The organism is Rhizobium sp. CC1099 (assembly GCF_029714385.1).
Lineage (GTDB): Bacteria > Pseudomonadota > Alphaproteobacteria > Rhizobiales > Rhizobiaceae > Rhizobium.
Map to the genome: position 1 here is coordinate 1,150,256 of NZ_CP121641.1, position 19,379 is coordinate 1,169,634.

Genomic DNA, 19,379 nt, shown 5'->3' on the forward strand with positions numbered 1-19,379 from the left:
CGTGTCATCCACAGGCGGCGACCCGGCCGTTAACCTTAACGAATGGTTTACATTGCACCCTGCGGGTTAACGAGACAGGGTATCCGCAGTCTAAATCTTAGCTGTCGGAATCATGGGAACCAAAGCTGCCAAAGCCATGCTGCTCTTTGCCGCGATGATGTTTTTCGCGGTGCTTGCGCTGGATATCGCCGTGCCTGCACTGGTTTTGAGCGTCATGGCATTGTCGACATGGGCGGTCACTCCCGACGCGTCTTTGAGCCGGCAGGAAGGGGAGGCCGCATGAAGTGGTTCCTGGTCTTCTGGTTGGGACCGATCGCCTTTCTGGGCGGCTGGTACTGGCTTTCCTACTACGACATGAACTTCGGCATCTTCATGCTGACGCGCCAGGTTCATGACCTGACCTTCCAGATTTACGGCGATGTGCTCGGCGTACCGCCGGAAACCATTCCGCCGCTTGTCGCGCGCGCGATCGCTGTCGACAGCCTCGTCGTCTTCGCCATCATAGGCTTTCGCAAGCGCAGGAAGCTCATTGCCTGGTGGAAGGCGCGTCAGGCCTCGAAATCGTCCGATCTGGCGAGCAGCGAGAGCCTGTCCAGCGCCCCCTGAAGAATGAAGCTGGCGGCGGCCGAATCGATCCGCCCGGCACGTTTGGCGCGCGACACATCCATCTCGATCAGCGCCCGTTCCGCCGCAACCGTCGAAAGCCGCTCGTCCCAATAGACAAAAGGCAGGGCGGTCTTTTGCTCCATGTTGCGCACGAAGGCTCTCGTCGCCTGAACGCGCGGACCGGCCGAGCCATCCATGTTCATCGGCAGCCCGATGACGAAACCGGAGACTTTTTCCTTCGCGGCAAAAGCAAGCAGCACTTCGGCGTCAATCGTGAACTTCTGCCGTTTGATGACCGGCCGCGGCGTTGCGAAACGCCGCCCGAGATCGGACATCGCAAGGCCGATCGTCTTTGTGCCAAGATCTAGCCCGGCGATCGCCTGTCCGGACCGCAACACAGCCGCCAGTTCCTCGATCGTCAGCACCGTCATCGTCGTTCATCCCGTCAAAAGAAATTGAAGCATTGGCCGCTTTTCTTTGTGGCCATACCGGATATGTCCTTAGCATCCAATTCCGCTTTTGCATCACGTATTAAGGAGCGATTCCATGAAGATCACCTGGCTCGGCCATTCCGCCTTCCGCATCGAGACGAATGCGGCAAAGATACTGATTGACCCGTTTCTCACCCACAACCCGTCCTTCGCCGGTCAGGACATTAAGCAGGTTGCGAGCGGCATCACCCATATCCTCCTGACGCACGGCCATGGCGACCATGTCGGCGATACCATTTCGCTTGCCCGCGAGACGGGAGCCGTTGTGCTCGCCAATGCAGACCTCGCCGCCTGGCTCGGCTCCAAAGGCGTCGAGAGGGTCGAGATGGGCAACACGGGCGGCACGGTTTCGCTCGGAAGTTTCACCGCCACCTTCACCAATGCGCTGCACTCCTCCGCCCAGATCACCGAGGACGGCGTCTCCCATTCGCTCGGCAATCCGAATGGCCTGATGCTGCATTTCGACGATGAGGCGAGCCTGCTCCATATGGGCGATACCGACATCTTCTCCGACATGGCGCTCCTCAATGAACTGCACCAGCCGGACATCGGCATCGTGCCGATCGGCGACCGCTTCACCATGGGCGGTGCCGTCGCAGCACTCGCCTGCCGGCGTTACTTCAACTTCAAAACCGCAATCCCCTGCCACTACGGCACCTTCCCGATCATCGACCAGACGCCGGAAAAATTCGTCTCCGGCATGGAAGGCTCGAAGACGCAGGTGAAGACGCCGAAGCAGGGCGAGACGCTGTCCATCTAAGCAAAACGCCGTTGCACTGGGCGGATATGGCCTTTATAGCGGGTGGGAAATTTCCCATTCGGAGAATGCCATGTCCGTCGATCTTGCCACCGTTAAGCGCGTCGCGCACCTTGCCCGTATTGCCGTTTCGGAAGAAGAGGCAAATCGCATGGTCGGCGAGCTGAATGGCATCCTCGGTTTCGTCGAGCAGCTTTCCGAGGTGAATGTCGAAGGCGTCGAGCCGATGACCTCCGTCACGCCGATGGCGATGAAAAAGCGGAAGGACGAGGTCACCGACGGCAGCAAGGCCGAGGACATCGTCGCCAATGCGCCGGTCAGCGACCACAATTTCTTCCTGGTGCCGAAAGTCGTCGAATAAGCCCAGCGCTTTTTCCGACCCCGTTGCCAATTCAAGAATCCGAGCGAACACGATGAGCAAACTCACCAGCCTGACCATTGCCGAATCCCGCGAGAAGCTGCGCGCCAAGGAGATCACCGCGACCGAACTGACGGAAGCCTATATTTCGGCTATCGATGCGGCCAATGACCGGCTGAACGCCTATATCAAAGTCACGCCCGATCTCGCCCGCGTCATGGCGAAGAAATCCGACGAGCGCATCGCCGCAGGCCAGGCCGGCGATCTCGAAGGAATCCCCCTCGGCATCAAGGACCTCTTTGCGACCGTTGGCGTCCACACCCAGGCCTGCAGCCACATCCTCGACGGCTTCGAGCCGCGCTACGAATCGACCGTCACCCAGAACCTTTGGGACGACGGCGCCGTCATGCTCGGCAAGCTGAACATGGACGAGTTCGCCATGGGCTCCTCCAACGAGACCTCGCACTACGGCGCGGTCATCAATCCGTGGCGTGCGGCGGGCTCGAACCAGCAGCTCGTTCCGGGCGGCTCTTCCGGCGGCTCGGCGGCGGCGGTTGCGGCCCATCTTTGCGCCGGCGCCACCGCCACCGATACCGGCGGTTCGATCCGCCAGCCGGCCGCCTTCACCGGCACCGTCGGCATCAAGCCGACCTATGGCCGCTGCTCGCGCTGGGGCACGGTCGCCTTCGCATCCTCGCTCGATCAGGCCGGTCCGATCGCCCGCGACGTGCGCGATGCCGCGATCCTGTTGAAGTCGATGGCAAGTGTCGATGCGAAGGATACGACCTCCGTCGACCTGCCGGTGCCGGATTACGAAGCCTCGCTCGGCAAGTCGCTGAAGGGCATGAAGATTGGCATTCCGAACGAATACCGCGTCGACGGCATGCCGGAAGAAATCGAGACCCTCTGGCAGCAGGGCATCGCCTGGCTGAAGGACGCCGGCGCCGAGATCGTCAACATCTCGCTGCCGCATACCAAATACGCGCTGCCGGCCTATTACATCGTGGCTCCGGCCGAAGCCTCCTCGAACCTCGCCCGCTACGACGGCGTGCGCTACGGCTTGCGCGTCGACGGCAAGGATATCGTCGACATGTACGAGAAGACCCGCGCCGCGGGCTTCGGCAAGGAAGTCAAACGCCGCATCATGATCGGCACCTACGTGCTGTCGGCCGGCTACTACGACGCCTATTACCTGCGCGCCCAGAAGGTCCGCACGCTGATCAAGCGCGACTTCGAACTCGCCTTCGACGCCGGCGTCGACGCTATCCTGACGCCTGCCACCCCGTCCTCGGCCTTCGGCATCGCCGACGAGAACCTCGCCTCCGACCCGGTCAAGATGTACTTGAACGACATCTTCACCGTGACGGTCAACATGGCGGGCCTCCCGGGCATCGCCGTGCCTGCCGGCCTCGACCACAAAGGCCTGCCGCTCGGCCTCCAGCTCATCGGCAAGCCCTTCGATGAAGAGACCCTCTTCAAGACCGCGCATGTCATCGAACAGGCCGCGGGCAAGTTCACGCCGGCGAAGTGGTGGTAACGGGCTCATCATCTGCAAGATGACGGCTTCCGATAAGATGCATCTTGAGATGGTACTCAGTCGTCAATTGCTGCGGCGCGAGGAGGCTTCATGGACAAGACAGATCTCGCGCCGTTGATCCAGGCATTCGATCGTCTCGCGGCCGGCGGTTTTCACATGGGCGCAGACTGGCAGGCCGTGCACGAAATCTGCCAGGCCCACGAGGGTGAAAAGCCCTTCGACTGGGGTCATGCCCTTTGCCATCGCATCGAAGGCGACGACTGGAATGCTGATTACTGGTACCGACGCGCGGGTAAGAAGCGCGCAGCCGGTACCGTGGCTGAAGAGTGGTCGGCGATGAGGGCCGAGCTTTCGGCGCAGCTCTGACATCGCCGCCAAGGCCGCGCGCCGAAAACGACACGCGGCTTGGATGATGCTGCGAAACTATCGATTATCCTGCTCGGCTCTTACCAACACCAAACCGCGCTCCGTGATGCGGTAGGGCTTACCGCTCGAAGATTTGATCGCCTTCTTCTGTTTGAGTTTGCGGAAGGTGATCAGGTCAAGGCCGGAGAATACCCAGCCTTCGCGGGTATAGAGCTGCAGTTTTTCGATCTTTTTCTTTTCGTCGCGTGTGATTTCGATGCGGCCGCCCTGGGCCAATAGGTGCAGGATGCGCTGCTCCGTGCGGGAAATGTCCATTTGAATGTTGATCCGGTCTTCGCGCCGAAAAAGCGCGTAAAAAAACGATCCGGCGTTCGAGGCGAGCGTCGGGGCTTCGTTTTTTTCTGGCCCATGCGCGCAAGCAGGCTTGCAGGCAGGGCCTTTAGCGGGTCTGAGAATGGCTCAACATAAGGACTTGGTAGCTCGCCTCGAACAGGAGGTCAAGCAGGCGCCGGGCTTGCGAAAATCGGCTGATAACGATGGCGCGAGCGCGCAAATCATTGGAAAAACCACCGATTCGGTGTTCTACTGAAAGCGTTGAGCGGAGGTGCCATTGATCCACATTCGCAATGCCCGCGAGGGCGAAGCGGACCTTTTGAGTGAGATCGGCCTCAGAGCCTGGCAAAAGGCGATGACGGCAATGGGCGAGTCGGACGCGCTGCTGGATGCGGCGCGCAGTGCCTTCGTCAATTTTACGCAAGGCACATGGCTGACGATCACGGTGATCGAGCTTAACGGTATCGTTGCCGGCTGGGCGGCGCGCGAGCACCTGGACGAGACAATATCCGATTTCTGGATCGATCCGGCCTATACCCGCCAGGGCCTCGGCTCTGCGCTCCTGGAAGAGATCGAAAAGGACGTTGCCGAGCAGGGTTTCGCGAAGGCGGCAATGCAGACGCATTCGGGAAATACCGAGGCGATCAGCTTTTTCCAGAAGCACGGTTACGCCATCCACTGGCTTTCAATCGCCTATAATCCGAAGCTCGACCGCGACGTACCATCGGTCGGATTGGCGAAGGACCTGGAAACCGAGGGCGACGGCAGTTACGGGCCTGGCTCTAGCTTCTGACTGACGTGCCGAAAGCCTTGCACCGGCAGACCATTTCCTTTACCTCACCAGTTGAAAAGAACAGCCTCCAAAGAGCATCAAATGACCATTGTCGACGTTCGCACGCCTGATCCGAAACGCTTCATTCCCGGCGCCACCGGCGATTGGGAAGTCATCATCGGCATGGAAGTCCATGCGCAGGTGCTGTCGAATGCGAAGCTCTTCTCCGGCGCCTCGACGGAATTCGGCAAGCCGCAAAATTCGAACGTCTCGCTCGTCGATGCTGCCATGCCCGGCATGCTGCCGGTCATCAACGAGGAATGCGTCAAGCAGGCGGTGCGCACCGGCCTCGGTCTGAAGGCTCAGATCAACAAACGTTCGGTCTTCGACCGCAAGAACTATTTCTATCCCGACCTGCCGCAGGGCTATCAGATCTCGCAGTACAAGGATCCGATCGTCGGCGAAGGCACGATCGTCATTTCGCTTGGTCCTGACCGCCAAGGCCAGTTCGAGGATATCGAGATCGGCATCGAGCGCCTGCATCTGGAACAGGATGCCGGCAAGTCGATGCACGACCAGCATGCGACGATGTCCTACGTCGACCTCAACCGCTCCGGCGTCGCGCTGATGGAAATCGTCTCGAAGCCCGATATGCGCTCGTCGGACGAGGCGAAGGCCTACATGACGAAGCTCCGCTCGATCGTGCGATATCTCGGCACCTGCGACGGCAACATGGACGAAGGCTCGATGCGCGCCGACGTCAACGTCTCCGTCCGCCGCCCTGGCGAGCCCTTCGGCACGCGCTGCGAGATCAAGAACGTCAATTCCATCCGCTTCATCGGCCAGGCGATCGAATACGAAGCCCGCCGCCAGATCGGCATCCTGGAGGACGGCGGTACGATCGATCAGGAAACCCGCCTTTTCGACGCGAACAAGGGCGAAACGCGCTCCATGCGTTCCAAGGAAGAAGCGCATGATTATCGCTACTTCCCCGATCCGGACCTGCTGCCGCTCGAATTCGACGATGGCTTCATCAAGGATCTTGCAGCCCACCTGCCTGAGCTGCCGGACGACAAGAAGGAGCGCTTCGTCCGCGAACTCGGCCTTTCGGTCTACGACGCTTCGGTGCTGGTCTCCGAAAAGGCGATTGCCGATTATTTCGAGGCCGTGGCCGAAGGCCGCGACGGCAAGACGGCTGCAAACTGGGTCATCAACGACCTGCTCGGCGCCTTGAACAGGACCGGCAAGGACATCGAAGAGACGCCGGTTTCGCCGGCTCAGCTGGGCGCGATCATCGATCTCATTAAGGCCGAGACCATCTCCGGCAAGATTGCCAAGGACCTCTTCGAGATCGTGCTCAACGAAGGCGGCGATCCGGTTGAGATCGTCGAAGCCCGCGGCATGAAGCAGGTGACCGATACCGGCGCCATCGAAAAGGCCGTCGACGAGATCATCGCCGCCAACCCGGATCAGGTGGCCAAGGTTCAGGCAAAGCCGACGCTTGCCGGCTGGTTCGTCGGCCAAGTGATGAAGGCAACCGGCGGCAAGGCCAATCCGCAGGCCGTCCAGGCGCTCGTCAAGGCCAAGCTCGGAATCGAGGAGTAGGGACCGTGTATTTCGTGCGCACGGCAAGCGAGCGGGACCTCGACAAGGTCCGCGCCCTGCTGGTCGAGGCGTTTCGTTCCGCCTATGCCGATCTCTATGGCGAGGCGAAGGTGAGCGAGCTGATCGCGCACCTGTTTTCTCCGGCAGCGCTCCAGGCGCGGCTGGCGAAGAAGAACGCGGAATTCCTCGTCGCCGACAACGGCAAGGCCGTGGGCGGCATTGGCTATGCCGCCATGTCGGACGAGAGGACGAAGACGGTCATGCTGCATTTGCTTTACGTGCGGCCGTCGCTGCATCGCCAGGGCATCGGACGCCAAATCTTCGCCGAGCTCGAGACCTGCTTTCCTGATGCAGAGATCATGCGTCTGGAGGTCGAGCCAAGGAACGAAAAGGCGATTGCCTTCTATCACGCGCACGGTTTTGCCGACGCAGGCCGCAACGAAAACGACGGACCGGGCCAATCCGGGATCGCGACGCTGATCCTTGAAAAGCAGCTCGAACCCCATTGAACCGGCAACGATGGCCAAAGTTGACGTGGCGACATGCGCGGCAACGGAATTGGTGCGCCGATGATCGAATTCTACGTCGGCGAGGCAAAAGGCCGCGGCCTTTCGCATCTGCAATTGATCTCCAACGCCAAGCGCCGGGATGCGCATCGTTTCTCCAAGCGCCTCAGTTTCAAGCCGTCGCATTTGGGCTCCAAGATGGCCCTGAAATGAGGTTTCGCCCCATGGGAATCGCTGGACAATCCAGCGTTCCGGCGGCATAAGCGAAGAACGAATTCCAGTCCCGCTCGCCTTCGGCAAGCACAAGGAAAAGACATGAAGAACCTTCTTTTGCAAATCTTCACCTGGTGGAACGGCCAGACGTTGGGCACGCGTTTTGCGACCTGGCGTTTCGGCAAGCGCGTCGGTGAGGATGAATTCGGCAACGTCTACTATGAAGGCGGCATGTCCTCCTACGGCCTGCCGAAGCGCTGGGTGATCTACAAGGGATATGCCGAAGCCTCCGCCATCCCCCCGGGCTGGCACGGCTGGATGCACCACCGCACCGATGTTCCGCCGTCGAAGGAAAACTACGTCGCCAAGGAATGGCAAAAGACGCACCGTCCCAACCTCACCGGCTCTCCGCAGGCGTACCGCCCGCCGGGCTCGCTTGCCGTTGCCGGCGAACGCCCGCGGGTGACCGGCGACTACGACGCCTGGACGCCCGGCAACTGATGTCGCTCAGCCAAGCGAGCCGTCCGGCCCCGCTTTTGGCCACAATTGACCTTTACCCGCAGATTGGTCGCACGAGCTGCGGCCTTGATCTGAAATGCGCTGGAGACGGGTAGATATGAAGCTTTTCACGCGGAATCATGTCCTGCGTGCTGCCGGGTTTGCCCTGGCGCTTGGTTCTTCCTTCTTGCCGCAGGCGGCGTCTGCCGCACGCATCGACAATCCCGTTGCCGTCTTCTCCGGCCTCGACAAAATCACCGGCCGCATCACCACCTTCGACGTCTATGTCAACGAGACCGTGCAGTTCGGCGCACTTCAGGTCACGCCGAAGGCCTGCTATTCGCGCGACCAGGCGGAAGCCCAGAAGATCGACGGTTTCGTCGAAGTCGACGAGATCACCCTCGACCGAAAGATCCGCCGCATCTTCACCGGCTGGATGTTCGCAGACAGCCCCGGCCTCAACGCTGTGGAACACCCGATTTATGACGTCTGGCTGAAGGACTGCAAGGCGCAGTCCGAGGTGCCGGCGCCCGAAGGTGCGGCGAAGTAGCGTTCCATTTCATGAGCAGCGTCGTGGCCATCCTCGTCCTTCGAGGCTACGTCGTGTAAGCTTCCCCCTCAGGATGAGGATGGAGGCAGCACCGATATTTGCCAAGCGCCGACGCGTGAGAAGCCTTCACCCTGAGGCGAGAGCGAAGCGACCCTCAAAGGGCGAGGGCGGGCGGCGCGGGAAAGACGCTTGCCGCAGCCCTCAAAACTTCAGGTGCGGTGAATCCATCGCCGCGGCGAGCATCACCGCATAGTCGTCCTTGGGCACGTCGATGGCGCCGAAGGTCTTCAAATGCTCGGTGGTGAATTGCGTGTCGAGCAGGGTGAAGTCCCTGTCGCGCAGACGCGCAACCAGATGAACGAGACAGATCTTCGAGGCGTCGGTGCGGCGGGAGAACATGCTCTCGCCGAAGAACGCGGAACCGAGCGAGACGCCATAGAGGCCGCCGACCAGTTGATCGTCGTGCCATGCTTCGACGGAATGGGCATGCCCCATGCGGTGGAGCGTCGAATAGAGTGATCTGATCGTATGGTTTATCCAGGTGCTCGGACGGTCGAAGGTCGCCTCGGCACAGGCCGCGATCACGGCGTCGAAATCATGATCAAAGCGGATATCGAAGGGCTGCCTGCGGATAGTCTTCGCAAGGCTTTTAGAGACATGGAAGTTGTCGAGCGGCAGCACGCCGCGAAGCTCCGGCTCGACCCAGAAGATTTCCGGATCGTCGGCGGATTCGGCCATCGGGAAGAGGCCGATGGAATAGGCGCGCAGGAGAATCTCCGGGGTAATGCCTGGGGACTTCCTGCGCGAGCCTGCCATTTCCGTTATGCCGGATGGTTGGCCAGGTAGTGTTCCAGCCAGTGGATATCATAGTCGCCGTTGGCGATATCCTGATTGGACACGAGATCCTGGAACAGTGGTAGCGTCGTCTTGATGCCGTCGACGACGAATTCGTCAAGAGCACGGCGCAGACGCATCATGCATTCGACGCGGGTACGTCCATGCACGATGAGCTTGCCGATGAGGCTATCATAGTAGGGCGGGATCTTGTAGCCCTGATAGGCGCCGCTATCGATGCGCACACCGAGGCCGCCCGGCGCATGGAAATGCGTGATCGTGCCGGGCGAAGGCACGAAAGTGCGCGGGTCCTCGGCATTGATGCGGCATTCGATGGCGTGACCCTCGAAGGTGACCTCTTCCTGCGTGACGGAGAGGCCGCGGCCGGAGGCGACGCGGATCTGCTCGTGCACGAGATCGATGCCGGTGATCGCTTCGGTGATCGGATGCTCCACCTGCAGGCGGGTGTTCATTTCGATGAAATAGAATTCGCCGTTTTCGTAGAGGAATTCGATCGTGCCGGCGCCGCGATACTTCAGCTTCTTCATGGCGTCGGCGCAGATCTGGCCGATCTTCATGCGCTGCTCGACGTTAAGCGCCGGAGAGTTTGCCTCTTCCCAGACTTTCTGGTGACGGCGCTGTAGCGAGCAGTCACGTTCGCCAAGGTGGATCGCATTGCCTTCACCGTCGCCAAACACCTGGATTTCGATGTGGCGCGGCTTGCCGAGATACTTTTCCATGTAGACGGCGTCGTTGCCGAAGGCCGCCGCCGCTTCCGCGCGTGCCGTCGACCAAGCCTCGATGAGGTCGGCCTCGGATTTTGCGACCTTCATGCCGCGGCCGCCGCCGCCTGCCGTTGCCTTGATGAGAACCGGATAGCCGATCAAGGCTGCCGTCTTGATCGCATCTTCCTCGGTCTTCACTTCGCCGTCCGAGCCTGGAACAACCGGGATGCCGAGTTCCAGCGCGGTCGTCTTGGCGGTGATCTTGTCGCCCATGATGCGGATATGGTCCGCCGTCGGACCGATGAAGGTGATGTCGTGGGCATCGAGAATGTCCGCGAACTTGGCATTTTCCGAAAGGAAGCCATAGCCCGGATGCACGGCATCCGCACCGGTGATTTCGCAGGCAGCAACGATCTGATGGATGTTCAGATAGCTATCGCGCGAGGGCGGCGGGCCAATGCAGACGCTCTCGTCGGCAAGGCGCACATGCATGGCATCGGCATCGGCGGTGGAGTGAACCACGACGCAGGGAATGCCGAGCTCCTTGCAGGCGCGCAGCACGCGCAGCGCGATTTCCCCGCGATTGGCTATGAGGATTTTGGAGACCATGACGCCTGCCTTATTCGATGACGACGAGGAGTTGGCCGTATTCGACGGGCTGACCATCCTCGACGAGGATCTCCGTGACCTTACCGGACTTCGGAGACGGGATCTGGTTCATCGTCTTCATTGCTTCGATGATGAGAAGCGTTTGGCCTTCCTTGACGGTCGCGCCGACTTCGATGAAGGCACGGGCGCCGGGAGCCGGAGCCATGTAGACAGTGCCGACCATCGGCGCGTTGACGGTGTTGGCCGGGTTACGCACTGCGGCGGCCGGAACAGCGGGAGCAGGCTGCGGTGCGGCTGCAGAAGAAGCGGCTGCAGCATAGGCAGGAACACCGATCGGCGCCTGGACATAATGCGTGTTGCCGGCGCGCGAAACGCGGATACGCAGATCGTCCTGCTCGACCTCGATCTCCGTCAGGTCCGTGTCGTTGAGGATGTTTGCGAGATCGCGGATCAGCGCCTGATCGATACCTTTTTTCGTCTCAGCCATGAGTGTGCCCTGTCTTCTTCTTATGCCGTGAGGTTCTTCAGCGCGTGGAGCGCCAGGATATAGCTATGGGGGCCAAAACCGCAGATGACGCCCTTCACCGCGGGCGCAATCAACGACTTGTGGCGAAATTCTTCGCGAGCATGAACGTTGGTGATATGGAGTTCCACCACCGGAATGGAAATAGCGCGGATTGCATCGTGCAGTGCGAGCGAGGTGTGCGTGTAGGCGCCGGCATTGAGCATGACGCCCGCCGCCTTGCCGTTTGCCTCGTGGAGCCAGTCGATGAGGACGCCTTCATGATTGCTCTGGCGGAAGTCGATCTCCAAGCCGAGTTCGCCGCCCGCCGCCTTGCAATCCGTCTCGATATCCGTGAGCGTCTTTCCGCCGTAAATGCCGGGCTCTCTGGTGCCCAGCAAATTCAGGTTAGGTCCGTTCAGGACGAAAATGGTCTGCGTCATCGAATGTTCCGTCAAAAGCACGAGGGCCACCTATAGACTCCCCATGCCTTGATTGAAAGCCCTTTGGGGAAGGCAGCCGGAATCGTGCCATATTTGTCCACATGGCTGAAACACTTGGATTTTGGCGAATTGATGGGCGCGGCCTCAGCAGCTCGTCTTGCCGCAGGTGCGCATGTTCTTGACCTTGGCCTCCAGGTCGTCGAAGCCAACCGCGCCCTGCACCAGCTCGTTGCCGATCACATAGGACGGTGTGCCGGTGATGCCGAGGTTCTGGGCAAGCTGATAGGTCTTCTGAACGCTCTCGTCACTCGGGCTCTTCTTCATCTCCGCGAGGATCTGCTCCTTGCTGACGCCGAGCGATTCCGCAACGCCGAGAGCCTTCTCCTCATCAGCCCGTCCACCGCTGCCGAGCAGGGCGATGTGGAACTCGCCGTATTTTTCAGGCGCAAGCTTGCGGAAGGCGTCCGAGACCTTGTGGGCAGCAGCCGATTCCGGCCCGAGGATCGGAAGTTCCTTCAGCACGAAACGGACGTTCTTGTCTTTTTCGAGCATGGTCTGCATGTCTGAAAGAGCGTGGCGGCAATAACCGCAATTGTAGTCGAAGAACTCGACGATCGTGACGTCGCCCTTCGGATTGCCGATGGCCGCGTCGTATTTCGCGTCGAAGATTTCCTTCTCGTTGTCTTCGATCGCCCTGTTGGCTTTCACGAGGCGAGCCTCTTCCTGCTTCTTCTGCAGGGCATTTTGAACGTCAATCATGATCTCGGGGTTCTGGATCAGGTATTCCTTGATGAACTCGCCGAACTCCTTCTTCTGCGCGTCATCGAGGGCTGCCGCCGGAAGGGGCAGGGCAACGCTCGCTGCGAGCGCAAGGGCGGTGAAGGCTTTCGGGAAGAAGGTCATTTTATCCTCGTCTACGGCGGATGGGGCGCGATATTTGCTGCATCTTATCATCGCCGTGTTAACAGGTAGAACTGCGAAGCACCAAATTACGGCGCATGGTCCCGTCCTCAAACAGGATTTTTCGCAGGCGCGACACAATCGCGGGATTGTGATGAGCCGATTATTGCGGCAATTGTCTGGCCGCAAGTGAACTTCCGGAGATATGCAGCCTTGTTTTCCATATCGAGACGCAGCGAAGTCGAACCCTTCCACGCCATGGACGTGCTCGCCGAGGCGACCAGACGGCGCGCAAGCGGTCATCCGGTTATTTCCATGGCGGTCGGCCAGCCTTCGCATCCCGCGCCGCAGGCAGCACTCGATGCGGCACGCGCAGCGCTCGCCAAGGGCAGGATCGGCTATACCGACGCCCTCGGCACCGCACGCCTGAAGCAAGCGCTCGCTGAGCACTACCGCGACCGGCACGGGCTTGACATCGACCCGCTGCGGATCGCCGTCACCACCGGCTCGTCTGCGGGCTTCAACCTTGCCTTTCTTTCGCTCTTCGATGCCGGCGATGCCGTGGCGATCGCCAGGCCCGGTTATCCGGCCTATCGCAATATCCTCGGCGCGCTCGGTTTGAAGATTATTGAAGTGCCGGTGACGGCCGAGGCGCATTTCACGCTGACGCCGGAAAGCCTGGAGGCGGCGCAGCAGGAAGGCGGCGTCAGGCTGAAAGGCGTACTGCTTGCAAGCCCGGCCAATCCGACGGGCACGGTGACGGGCAGGGAGGCGCTGAAGGCGCTCGCCGATTATTGCGCCGCCAACTCGATCGCCTTCATCTCCGACGAAATCTACCACGGGCTGACATTTGCCGGCGAGGAGACGAGCGCGCTGGAGCTGACCGGCGAGGCGATCGTCATCAACTCCTTCTCGAAATATTATTGCATGACCGGCTGGCGCATCGGCTGGATGGTGCTGCCGGAGCGTCTGGTCCGGCCGATCGAGCGCATGGCGCAAAGCCTCTACATCTCGCCGCCAGAGCTTTCCCAGATCGCCGCGACGGCGGCACTCAACGCAACGGCGGAGCTCGATGTCTATAGGGCAAGCTATGCCAGGAACCGCGATTTCCTGATGCGGCGTCTTCCCGAGATCGGGCTTTCGATCGCTTCGCCCATGGACGGCGCCTTCTATGCCTATGTCGACGTCACCCGCTTCACCAATGACAGCATGGCCTTCGCCAAGCGCATGCTGGCGGAAATCGATGTCGCCGCCACACCCGGCTTCGACTTCGATCCCTTGGAGGGCAACAGGACGATGCGCATGTCCTATGCGGGCTCCGAGGCCGAGATCGCCGAGGCGGTGGAGCGCATTGCCGTCTGGCTGAAATAGAGTCTGATTTCCGAGGCTTGCCGAGGATTTCGAAAGGATTTTTGAAAGTACTTGAATCAAAATATTCGCAATCATGGTCTCGTGTTCACGCGGTGGGTTTCACCCCGCGTCTTGCATCTTGCGTTCCACTCGGACGGGCTGGAATTTGCCGCGTTGAAGTGAAGCATATGGGGCTTCCCACCGCCCCTTCGGCGATTTTTATCGGCAACTCTCTCTCTCTCTCTCTCTCTCTCTCTCTCTCTCTCTCTCTCTCTCTCTCTCTCTCGGATACCGGCGCCTCGTTGGAGCGCAAGGCTTTGGGATGAACGGCCGCACTTTCCTGGCGGGGTCTGTCTGTGTGTCTCACAGACATGTCCGGTAACACCCGGCCCGGAATTTTCTGTCCGACCGCCGCCCAGAGGGGATCATTTCTGCGGGTAGCATTCCCCTTACCAATAAAACCTAAGCCTTGGCCAAGGGCCAAGGGCAAGATTTTACAAACTGCCAAACCTCGCCAGAGCCTCTTGCTACATCCTTCGCGCAACCAGACGAGCGGATAAAAAAATCCGGCCGCGTTGCCGCAGCCGGATTGTCGCTTCATGATCCTGGGTCGGCGTCTCAGAAGAAGCCGCGGCGTTGCCACCAGCCGGCTTTTTTTGGCTTGCCGTCATTGTCGGCCTCGGCGGGCTCGCTGCGCGTGGATTTGACCGTCGGGGTCGCCGAAGAGGAGATGTTCGATTCGCGGTTGGCGCGGACCGGCTTGGCTTCGTCCTCTGCCGGAGTCGCGAGATCGGCGTAGGCTTCGGCCGTTTCGGCTTCCGCAGGTACGGCTTCGGCAACCGGTTCTTCGACGGGAGACGCGGCGGCCTTGCGGCGGCTGCGGCCCTTGGCGGGCTTTGCTTCCGTGACAAATGCGCCGGACTCGACGGCTGCCATTGCCGGCTGGCCATCGGCGGCTTCTTCGGCAACGGCCTCGACGATCTCAGCCTGCGTTTCGGCCTCGGTGCCATCCCCGGCATCAGCGGCGTTTTCGTCGACGGCTTCCGCGCCGGCGCTCAGTTCTTCGCCTTCCTCGCGGTTGCGGCGGCCGCCACGTTTGCCGCGGCGCCGGCGTTTGCGGCGCTGGGATTCTTCGCTTTCAGCCCCCGTTTCGGAGGTTGCTGCGGCTGTATCATCGCCCTCGCTACCCTCCTCGTCGCCTTCATCCTCGTTGCCGGTTTCGCCGGAAACGGTATCCTGGGCGGCGATCTGCTCACCGGCACCATTGCGGCCACGGCGGCGGCGGCGGCGCTTGCGCTTGCGGCCGCCTTCGCCATCACCTTCGGCGCGCTGCTGGGGCGCGCGCTCGGCGGCTGCGGGCTTTTCTTCAAGCTCCTCGTCTTCTTCCTCCTCCGTCTCGATGACGATATCTTCGTCGTCATCGTCAGGGATGGCTGCGAAGTTGAAGAGGGTTTCGATCTTGACCGGATTTTCGACCGGTTCGCCCCGATCGATCGCGAAATGTTGCGAGCCGACTGCGCTATCGGCATCGACGACAATTGCGACGCCGAAGCGGGTTTCATAATCGACGATCGACTGGCGCTTGTGGTTGAGCAGGTAGAGCGCGATTTCCGGCGTGGTGCGCACGGTGATGTCGTGCGTCGTGTTCTTCAGCAGGTATTCCTCGACGCCGCGCAGCACATGCAGCGCGACGGAGGACTGCGAGCGCACATGGCCGGTACCGCCGCAATGCGAGCAGACCTGGGTCGTGGATTCAAGCACCGAAGCGCGGATGCGCTGGCGGGACATTTCGAGCAGGCCGAAATGCGAGATGCGGCCGACCTGGATGCGGGCACGGTCGTTCTTCAGGCATTCCTTCAGCTTCTTCTCGACGGCGCGGTTGTTGCGCTTTTCTTCCATGTCGATGAAGTCGATGACGATGAGACCGGCAAGGTCACGCAGGCGAAGCTGGCGGGCGACTTCATCGGCAGCCTCGAGATTCGTCTGGAGTGCGGTGTCCTCGATCGAATGTTCACGCGTCGAGCGGCCGGAGTTGACGTCGATCGAAACGAGCGCTTCCGTCTGGTTCATGATCAGGTAGCCGCCGGACTTCAGCGTCACCTGCGGCTGCAGCATGCGGTCGAGTTGCGCCTCGATGCCGGAGCGCGAGAAGATCGGATGGATGTCGCGGTAGGGCTGAACCACCTTGGCATGGCTCGGCATCAGCATCTTCATGAAGTCTTTCGCTTCACGATAGCCTTCCTCGCCGGAAACGATGATTTCGCTGATGTCCTTGTTGTAGAGGTCGCGGATCGAGCGCTTGATGAGCGAGCCTTCCTCGTAGACGAGGCAGGGCGCGGTGGATGCGAGCGTCAGCGTGCGGACGTTTTCCCACAGGCGCATCAGATATTCGAAGTCGCGCTTGACCTCGACCTTGGTGCGGTTGGCGCCGGCCGTGCGCAGGATGACGCCCATGCCCTGCGGGACTTCGAGCATCCGGGCGATTTCCTTGAGACGCTTGCGGTCCTGCGGATTGGTGATCTTCCGGGAAATGCCGCCGCCGCGAGCCGTGTTCGGCATCAGAACCGAGTAGCGGCCTGCGAGCGAGAGATAGGTGGTGAGCGCCGCGCCCTTGTTGCCGCGCTCTTCCTTGGCGACCTGCACAAGCAGGATCTGGCGGCGCTTGATGACTTCCTGAATGCGGTACTGCTTGCGCGGCTTGCGCTGTACGCGGTCCGGAACCTCTTCCATCGCGTCTTCGGCGCCGACGGATTCGATCACTTCCTCTTCATGGTCGTCGTCGTCATCGTCGTCATTGCCGCGGCGGCGGGAATCGACGTCTTCGGAGATCGAGTCGGTCTCGACAGCAGCAGCCATGCTGCCGCCGACGGGGCCTTCGTCATCATTGTCGACGACTGAGGCGGAAGGTGCTTCGACATCGGTCGGGATGGCATCTTCGGTTGCGGTGGTTTCGACGGCCTTCTTGCGGCTGCGGCGCGGCTTGGCCTTCTTGGCCGGAGCCTCTTCGGCGGTCGGAGCGCTTGCTTCAACCGGAGCGGCGTCTTCGGAAACCTCTTCGGCGGCCGGCTCTTTCTTCGGCACGATGCCGATGTCGGGCTGCTCCTGGGTCGACAGGTCGCTCACCGGCGCGGTTTCGACATGCTCGACATCGTCGTCTCGGCGGTGCTCCTCGGCCTCGGCGCGAAGCAGAGCCTGACGGTCGGCCAGCGGGATCTGGTAATAGTCGGGATGGATTTCGGCAAAGGCCAGGAAGCCGTGCCGGTTGCCGCCGTAATCGACGAAAGCGGCCTGCAGCGAGGGTTCGACCCTCGTTACTTTTGCGAGATAGATGTTGCCGCGTATCTGCTTCTTGTGCTGCGACTCGAAGTCAAATTCTTCTATACGGTTCCCGCGAACGACAACGACACGTGTCTCTTCCTCGTGAGACGCGTCGATAAGCATTTTGTCTGCCATGTAAGGTGTGCTCCTCGGCGCAGCCGCAGACGCGCATTCCCGCCTGTATTGATAACAGGGGGCATGCGGTCGAACGTGGGTGCGCCGGATAATGAAAGTCGCGCTTGGTTCGGGCGGGACAGCAGCAGCCAGGCAACAGCGGGGAAATCATTCTCCCGGGGCCTGTAGACTTTGGATAAAACCTGCTGCGAAACCATTATGACCAAGCGAGATCGACAATACTTAAGACCCCTTGGGGTCCGATGAGTTTGCTCCTCAGAGCGTTTGGTGGCTATCCACCGATGAAGTTTCCGCATACGCCGGAAAATTCAGGATCCAGTTTACCGTGGAGAGAAGCGCGTAAGACGGCGGACGATTGCCGGTTGTGGCGCCAGGTCCTCGTGGGGTTGGCAGCCGCGCGGCGACTCTATCCCGTCAACACTTTCTAACCTGAAAATCGTTGTATGGTTTCTCTGTCACAATAGCAAGGGAAAAGCCAAATGCGCCATAATATTGATGGATTTCGAAACGCATAGACAATGGGGAAATAGCGGTCCTGATTCGGCGCGGCGTACAAGCGCTGAAAGCCGGGCGGTGCGTGTATTAGGCCGCAAGGATCCATTGCAATGACAGATAGGGTGTGCGGTCGATTGTTTAAGAGGGTGCGGCCCGCAGCGGGGGAATCCGGCAAGCGGAAGATGAGATTCGTAGGCGTGCTCGCAGCGGCGGCGGTTTCGCTCCAGGCCATCATCGCGCTTGCCGCCGATCCGAAGAAGCCCGAGGCGTTGCTTGCCTATGGCGCCCGCATCATCGGCGACGACGCTCGAACCCGCGTCGTCATCGATTTCGACCGGCAGCCGAGTTTTTCGGTCCACTATATAGCCAATCCCGAGCGCATCGTCGTCGATCTGCCGGCGACCGCTTTCGGATTCCAGGCCAAGGATCTGGCGGCGAGGGGGCTTTTCAAGGACATCCGCTACGGCACGATGGACGAAGGCAGCGCCCGCATCGTGCTGAGCGCCGTCAAGCCGGTGAAGCTGGCGACGGCCAAGGTGCAGGCGGACGAGGATGGCAGGGGCTACCGCCTCGTGCTCGATGCCGAGATGACCGGCAAGGAGGAGTTCACGGCCCTCGTCAAGGCGCAGTCCTGGAGCGATCCGGCAGACCGTCCGCAGCCGGCGAACGCAATGCCGGCGCCCGAGGCGGCAAAGCCCGGCGATTTCATCATCGCCGTCGACGCCGGCCATGGCGGCATCGATACCGGCGCGATCGGCGTCGATACCAAGACCGAGGAAAAGCAGGTGACGCTCGCCTTCGCCAAGGCGCTGACCGACCGGCTGAACCGCGAGCATGGCATCAAGGCGTTCCTCACCCGCAGCGAGGATGAATTCCTGTCGCTTGCCGAGCGCGTGCAGATCGCCAGGCAGAACCATGCTGGCCTCTTCATCTCGCTGCACGCCGATACGCTGAAGCAGAAGGATATCCGCGGCGCGACGGTTTATACGATCTCGGACAAGGCCTCCGACAAGCTTGCAGCCGATCTTGCCGAGCGCGAAAACCTGTCCGATCAGATCGCCGGCAAGGAAACCGCCGCCGAACCGCCGGAAGTGGCCGATATCCTGCTCGACCTGACGCGCCGCGAGACCCAGGCCTTCTCGATCTCGCTGGCCGAAAGCGTGCTCGGCTCCTTCAAGGATCAGATCAGTACGATCAACAATCCGCATCGGCATGCGGGCTTCCAGGTTCTGCGGGCGCCGGATGTGCCCTCGATCCTGCTCGAACTCGGTTTCCTCTCCAACGCGGAAGACGAAAAGCTGCTGCTCGACGAGAAATGGCGGGTGAAGATCGCCGAGCTGTTGACCGACGCCGTCAAGCGCTACCGCTCCTCCGTGGTTGCCAATGGTGGCTGAGGCCGTGGCTGAGATGTGACACCCGCGGCGAAAGCAAAGCGGAGCATGTGAATGGGGCAGGGGAGCCCTATTTTGCTCACAT

Annotated in this window: 21 protein-coding genes and 1 pseudogene; 14 read left to right on the forward strand and 8 right to left on the reverse strand. The window is 60.9% G+C overall.

Annotated features, from left to right (window positions below):
* Positions 1 to 112: 112 nt before the first annotated feature.
* Together QA644_RS05755 and QA644_RS05760 are read left to right on the forward strand one after the other, a co-directional pair.
* Positions 113 to 283, forward strand: a complete 171-nt coding sequence (locus QA644_RS05755; RefSeq protein WP_052451501.1) for a transposase — start codon at positions 113 to 115, stop codon at positions 281 to 283.
* On the forward strand, positions 280 to 606 hold the full coding sequence (locus QA644_RS05760; protein WP_074067474.1) for a DUF6105 family protein: 327 nt from the start codon (positions 280 to 282) through the stop codon (positions 604 to 606). Before QA644_RS05755 ends, QA644_RS05760 begins: the two co-directional genes overlap by 4 nt.
* Here the strand turns inward: QA644_RS05760 and ruvX are convergent.
* Positions 549 to 1,037, reverse strand: coding sequence for a Holliday junction resolvase RuvX (ruvX, locus tag QA644_RS05765; RefSeq protein WP_039844596.1), 489 nt, complete (start codon positions 1,035 to 1,037; stop codon positions 549 to 551). The genes QA644_RS05760 and ruvX overlap by 58 nt on opposite strands.
* Positions 1,038 to 1,152: 115 nt before the next feature.
* Between ruvX and QA644_RS05770 the strand changes: the two genes are divergently transcribed.
* The 4 genes from QA644_RS05770 to QA644_RS05785 all read left to right on the forward strand — a co-directional run bounded on the left by QA644_RS05770 (position 1,153) and on the right by QA644_RS05785 (position 4,115).
* Positions 1,153 to 1,857, forward strand: a complete 705-nt coding sequence (locus tag QA644_RS05770) for a metal-dependent hydrolase (RefSeq protein ID WP_074067475.1) — start codon at positions 1,153 to 1,155, stop codon at positions 1,855 to 1,857.
* 70 nt (positions 1,858 to 1,927) lie between these two features.
* Positions 1,928 to 2,215, forward strand: coding sequence for an Asp-tRNA(Asn)/Glu-tRNA(Gln) amidotransferase subunit GatC (gene gatC, locus QA644_RS05775; RefSeq protein WP_074067477.1), 288 nt, complete (start codon positions 1,928 to 1,930; stop codon positions 2,213 to 2,215).
* Positions 2,216 to 2,267: 52 nt separating this feature from the next.
* Positions 2,268 to 3,749, forward strand: coding sequence for an Asp-tRNA(Asn)/Glu-tRNA(Gln) amidotransferase subunit GatA (gatA, locus tag QA644_RS05780; RefSeq protein ID WP_074067479.1), 1,482 nt, complete (start codon positions 2,268 to 2,270; stop codon positions 3,747 to 3,749).
* A 90-nt stretch (positions 3,750 to 3,839) separates the two neighbouring features.
* The gene (locus QA644_RS05785; protein ID WP_074067481.1) at positions 3,840 to 4,115 is read left to right on the forward strand and encodes a hypothetical protein; all 276 of its coding nucleotides are present in this window, start codon (positions 3,840 to 3,842) and stop codon (positions 4,113 to 4,115) included.
* Positions 4,116 to 4,172: 57 nt separating this feature from the next.
* Here the strand turns inward: QA644_RS05785 and QA644_RS05790 are convergent, their stop codons facing one another.
* A complete protein-coding gene (locus QA644_RS05790; protein WP_133940261.1) occupies positions 4,173 to 4,430 on the reverse strand; it encodes a YjhX family toxin in 258 nt (85 codons plus the stop codon).
* A 295-nt stretch (positions 4,431 to 4,725) separates the two neighbouring features.
* Between QA644_RS05790 and QA644_RS05795 the strand changes: the two genes are divergently transcribed.
* The 6 genes and pseudogenes from QA644_RS05795 (at position 4,726) to QA644_RS05820 (ending at position 8,592) form a co-directional block, all read left to right on the forward strand.
* Complete coding sequence (locus QA644_RS05795) at positions 4,726 to 5,241, forward strand: GNAT family N-acetyltransferase (RefSeq protein ID WP_283071435.1); 516 nt, start codon at positions 4,726 to 4,728, stop codon at positions 5,239 to 5,241.
* 81 nt (positions 5,242 to 5,322) lie between these two features.
* The gene (gatB, locus tag QA644_RS05800) at positions 5,323 to 6,825 is read left to right on the forward strand and encodes an Asp-tRNA(Asn)/Glu-tRNA(Gln) amidotransferase subunit GatB (protein WP_022714873.1); all 1,503 of its coding nucleotides are present in this window, start codon (positions 5,323 to 5,325) and stop codon (positions 6,823 to 6,825) included.
* 5 nt (positions 6,826 to 6,830) lie between these two features.
* Positions 6,831 to 7,334, forward strand: a complete 504-nt coding sequence (locus QA644_RS05805; RefSeq protein ID WP_194729432.1) for a GNAT family N-acetyltransferase — start codon at positions 6,831 to 6,833, stop codon at positions 7,332 to 7,334.
* Positions 7,335 to 7,358: 24 nt separating this feature from the next.
* Positions 7,359 to 7,544 (forward strand): annotated as a pseudogene (locus QA644_RS05810) (GNAT family N-acetyltransferase); the annotation flags it as partial.
* A gap of 102 nt (positions 7,545 to 7,646) precedes the next feature.
* Positions 7,647 to 8,045, forward strand: coding sequence for an NADH:ubiquinone oxidoreductase subunit NDUFA12 (locus QA644_RS05815; protein ID WP_239599277.1), 399 nt, complete (start codon positions 7,647 to 7,649; stop codon positions 8,043 to 8,045).
* 115 nt (positions 8,046 to 8,160) lie between these two features.
* A complete protein-coding gene (locus QA644_RS05820) occupies positions 8,161 to 8,592 on the forward strand; it encodes a DUF2155 domain-containing protein (RefSeq protein ID WP_022714877.1) in 432 nt (143 codons plus the stop codon).
* Between the two features lie 201 nt (positions 8,593 to 8,793).
* Here the strand turns inward: QA644_RS05820 and aat are convergent, their stop codons facing one another.
* From aat to QA644_RS05845, 5 genes are all read right to left on the reverse strand, one after another.
* Positions 8,794 to 9,408, reverse strand: coding sequence for a leucyl/phenylalanyl-tRNA--protein transferase (gene aat / locus QA644_RS05825; protein WP_194729435.1), 615 nt, complete (start codon positions 9,406 to 9,408; stop codon positions 8,794 to 8,796).
* 5 nt (positions 9,409 to 9,413) lie between these two features.
* Positions 9,414 to 10,760, reverse strand: a complete 1,347-nt coding sequence (gene accC / locus QA644_RS05830) for an acetyl-CoA carboxylase biotin carboxylase subunit (RefSeq protein ID WP_074067497.1) — start codon at positions 10,758 to 10,760, stop codon at positions 9,414 to 9,416.
* 10 nt (positions 10,761 to 10,770) lie between these two features.
* Positions 10,771 to 11,247, reverse strand: a complete 477-nt coding sequence (gene accB / locus QA644_RS05835) for an acetyl-CoA carboxylase biotin carboxyl carrier protein (protein WP_074067498.1) — start codon at positions 11,245 to 11,247, stop codon at positions 10,771 to 10,773.
* A 20-nt stretch (positions 11,248 to 11,267) separates the two neighbouring features.
* Entirely contained in the window at positions 11,268 to 11,705 is a 438-nt protein-coding gene (aroQ, locus tag QA644_RS05840; RefSeq protein ID WP_074067500.1) for a type II 3-dehydroquinate dehydratase, read from the reverse strand.
* Between the two features lie 144 nt (positions 11,706 to 11,849).
* Positions 11,850 to 12,608, reverse strand: coding sequence for a DsbA family protein (locus QA644_RS05845; protein ID WP_074067501.1), 759 nt, complete (start codon positions 12,606 to 12,608; stop codon positions 11,850 to 11,852).
* Between the two features lie 210 nt (positions 12,609 to 12,818).
* Here QA644_RS05845 and QA644_RS05850 point away from each other — a divergent pair, with 210 nt between their 5' ends.
* On the forward strand, positions 12,819 to 13,976 hold the full coding sequence (locus QA644_RS05850; protein ID WP_283071439.1) for an aminotransferase class I/II-fold pyridoxal phosphate-dependent enzyme: 1,158 nt from the start codon (positions 12,819 to 12,821) through the stop codon (positions 13,974 to 13,976).
* Positions 13,977 to 14,573: 597 nt separating this feature from the next.
* Here the strand turns inward: QA644_RS05850 and QA644_RS05855 are convergent.
* On the reverse strand, positions 14,574 to 17,408 hold the full coding sequence (locus QA644_RS05855) for a ribonuclease E/G (protein ID WP_283071441.1): 2,835 nt from the start codon (positions 17,406 to 17,408) through the stop codon (positions 14,574 to 14,576).
* A 629-nt stretch (positions 17,409 to 18,037) separates the two neighbouring features.
* Between QA644_RS05855 and QA644_RS05860 the strand changes: the two genes are divergently transcribed.
* Positions 18,038 to 19,297: an N-acetylmuramoyl-L-alanine amidase gene (locus tag QA644_RS05860; protein WP_074067507.1), complete on the forward strand. Its 1,260-nt coding sequence runs from the start codon at positions 18,038 to 18,040 to the stop codon at positions 19,295 to 19,297.
* The last annotated feature ends 82 nt before the right edge of the window (positions 19,298 to 19,379 follow it).

Excerpts from the sequence above, each read along its gene's own strand:
- QA644_RS05755 (WP_052451501.1), top strand. The coding sequence starts at position 113 with ATGGGAACCAAAGCTGCCAAAGCCATGCTGCTCTTTGCCGCGATGATG.
- QA644_RS05760 (WP_074067474.1), top strand. The coding sequence starts at position 280 with ATGAAGTGGTTCCTGGTCTTCTGGTTGGGACCGATCGCCTTTCTGGGC.
- ruvX (WP_039844596.1), bottom strand. The coding sequence starts at position 1,037 with ATGACGGTGCTGACGATCGAGGAACTGGCGGCTGTGTTGCGGTCCGGA.
- QA644_RS05770 (WP_074067475.1), top strand. The coding sequence starts at position 1,153 with ATGAAGATCACCTGGCTCGGCCATTCCGCCTTCCGCATCGAGACGAAT.
- gatC (WP_074067477.1), top strand. The coding sequence starts at position 1,928 with ATGTCCGTCGATCTTGCCACCGTTAAGCGCGTCGCGCACCTTGCCCGT.
- gatA (WP_074067479.1), top strand. The coding sequence starts at position 2,268 with ATGAGCAAACTCACCAGCCTGACCATTGCCGAATCCCGCGAGAAGCTG.
- QA644_RS05785 (WP_074067481.1), top strand. The coding sequence starts at position 3,840 with ATGGACAAGACAGATCTCGCGCCGTTGATCCAGGCATTCGATCGTCTC.
- QA644_RS05790 (WP_133940261.1), bottom strand. The coding sequence starts at position 4,430 with ATGGACATTTCCCGCACGGAGCAGCGCATCCTGCACCTATTGGCCCAG.
- gatB (WP_022714873.1), top strand. The coding sequence starts at position 5,323 with ATGACCATTGTCGACGTTCGCACGCCTGATCCGAAACGCTTCATTCCC.
- QA644_RS05815 (WP_239599277.1), top strand. The coding sequence starts at position 7,647 with ATGAAGAACCTTCTTTTGCAAATCTTCACCTGGTGGAACGGCCAGACG.
- QA644_RS05820 (WP_022714877.1), top strand. The coding sequence starts at position 8,161 with ATGAAGCTTTTCACGCGGAATCATGTCCTGCGTGCTGCCGGGTTTGCC.
- aat (WP_194729435.1), bottom strand. The coding sequence starts at position 9,408 with ATGGCAGGCTCGCGCAGGAAGTCCCCAGGCATTACCCCGGAGATTCTC.
- accC (WP_074067497.1), bottom strand. The coding sequence starts at position 10,760 with ATGGTCTCCAAAATCCTCATAGCCAATCGCGGGGAAATCGCGCTGCGC.
- accB (WP_074067498.1), bottom strand. The coding sequence starts at position 11,247 with ATGGCTGAGACGAAAAAAGGTATCGATCAGGCGCTGATCCGCGATCTC.
- aroQ (WP_074067500.1), bottom strand. The coding sequence starts at position 11,705 with ATGACGCAGACCATTTTCGTCCTGAACGGACCTAACCTGAATTTGCTG.
- QA644_RS05845 (WP_074067501.1), bottom strand. The coding sequence starts at position 12,608 with ATGACCTTCTTCCCGAAAGCCTTCACCGCCCTTGCGCTCGCAGCGAGC.
- QA644_RS05855 (WP_283071441.1), bottom strand. The coding sequence starts at position 17,408 with ATGGCAGACAAAATGCTTATCGACGCGTCTCACGAGGAAGAGACACGT.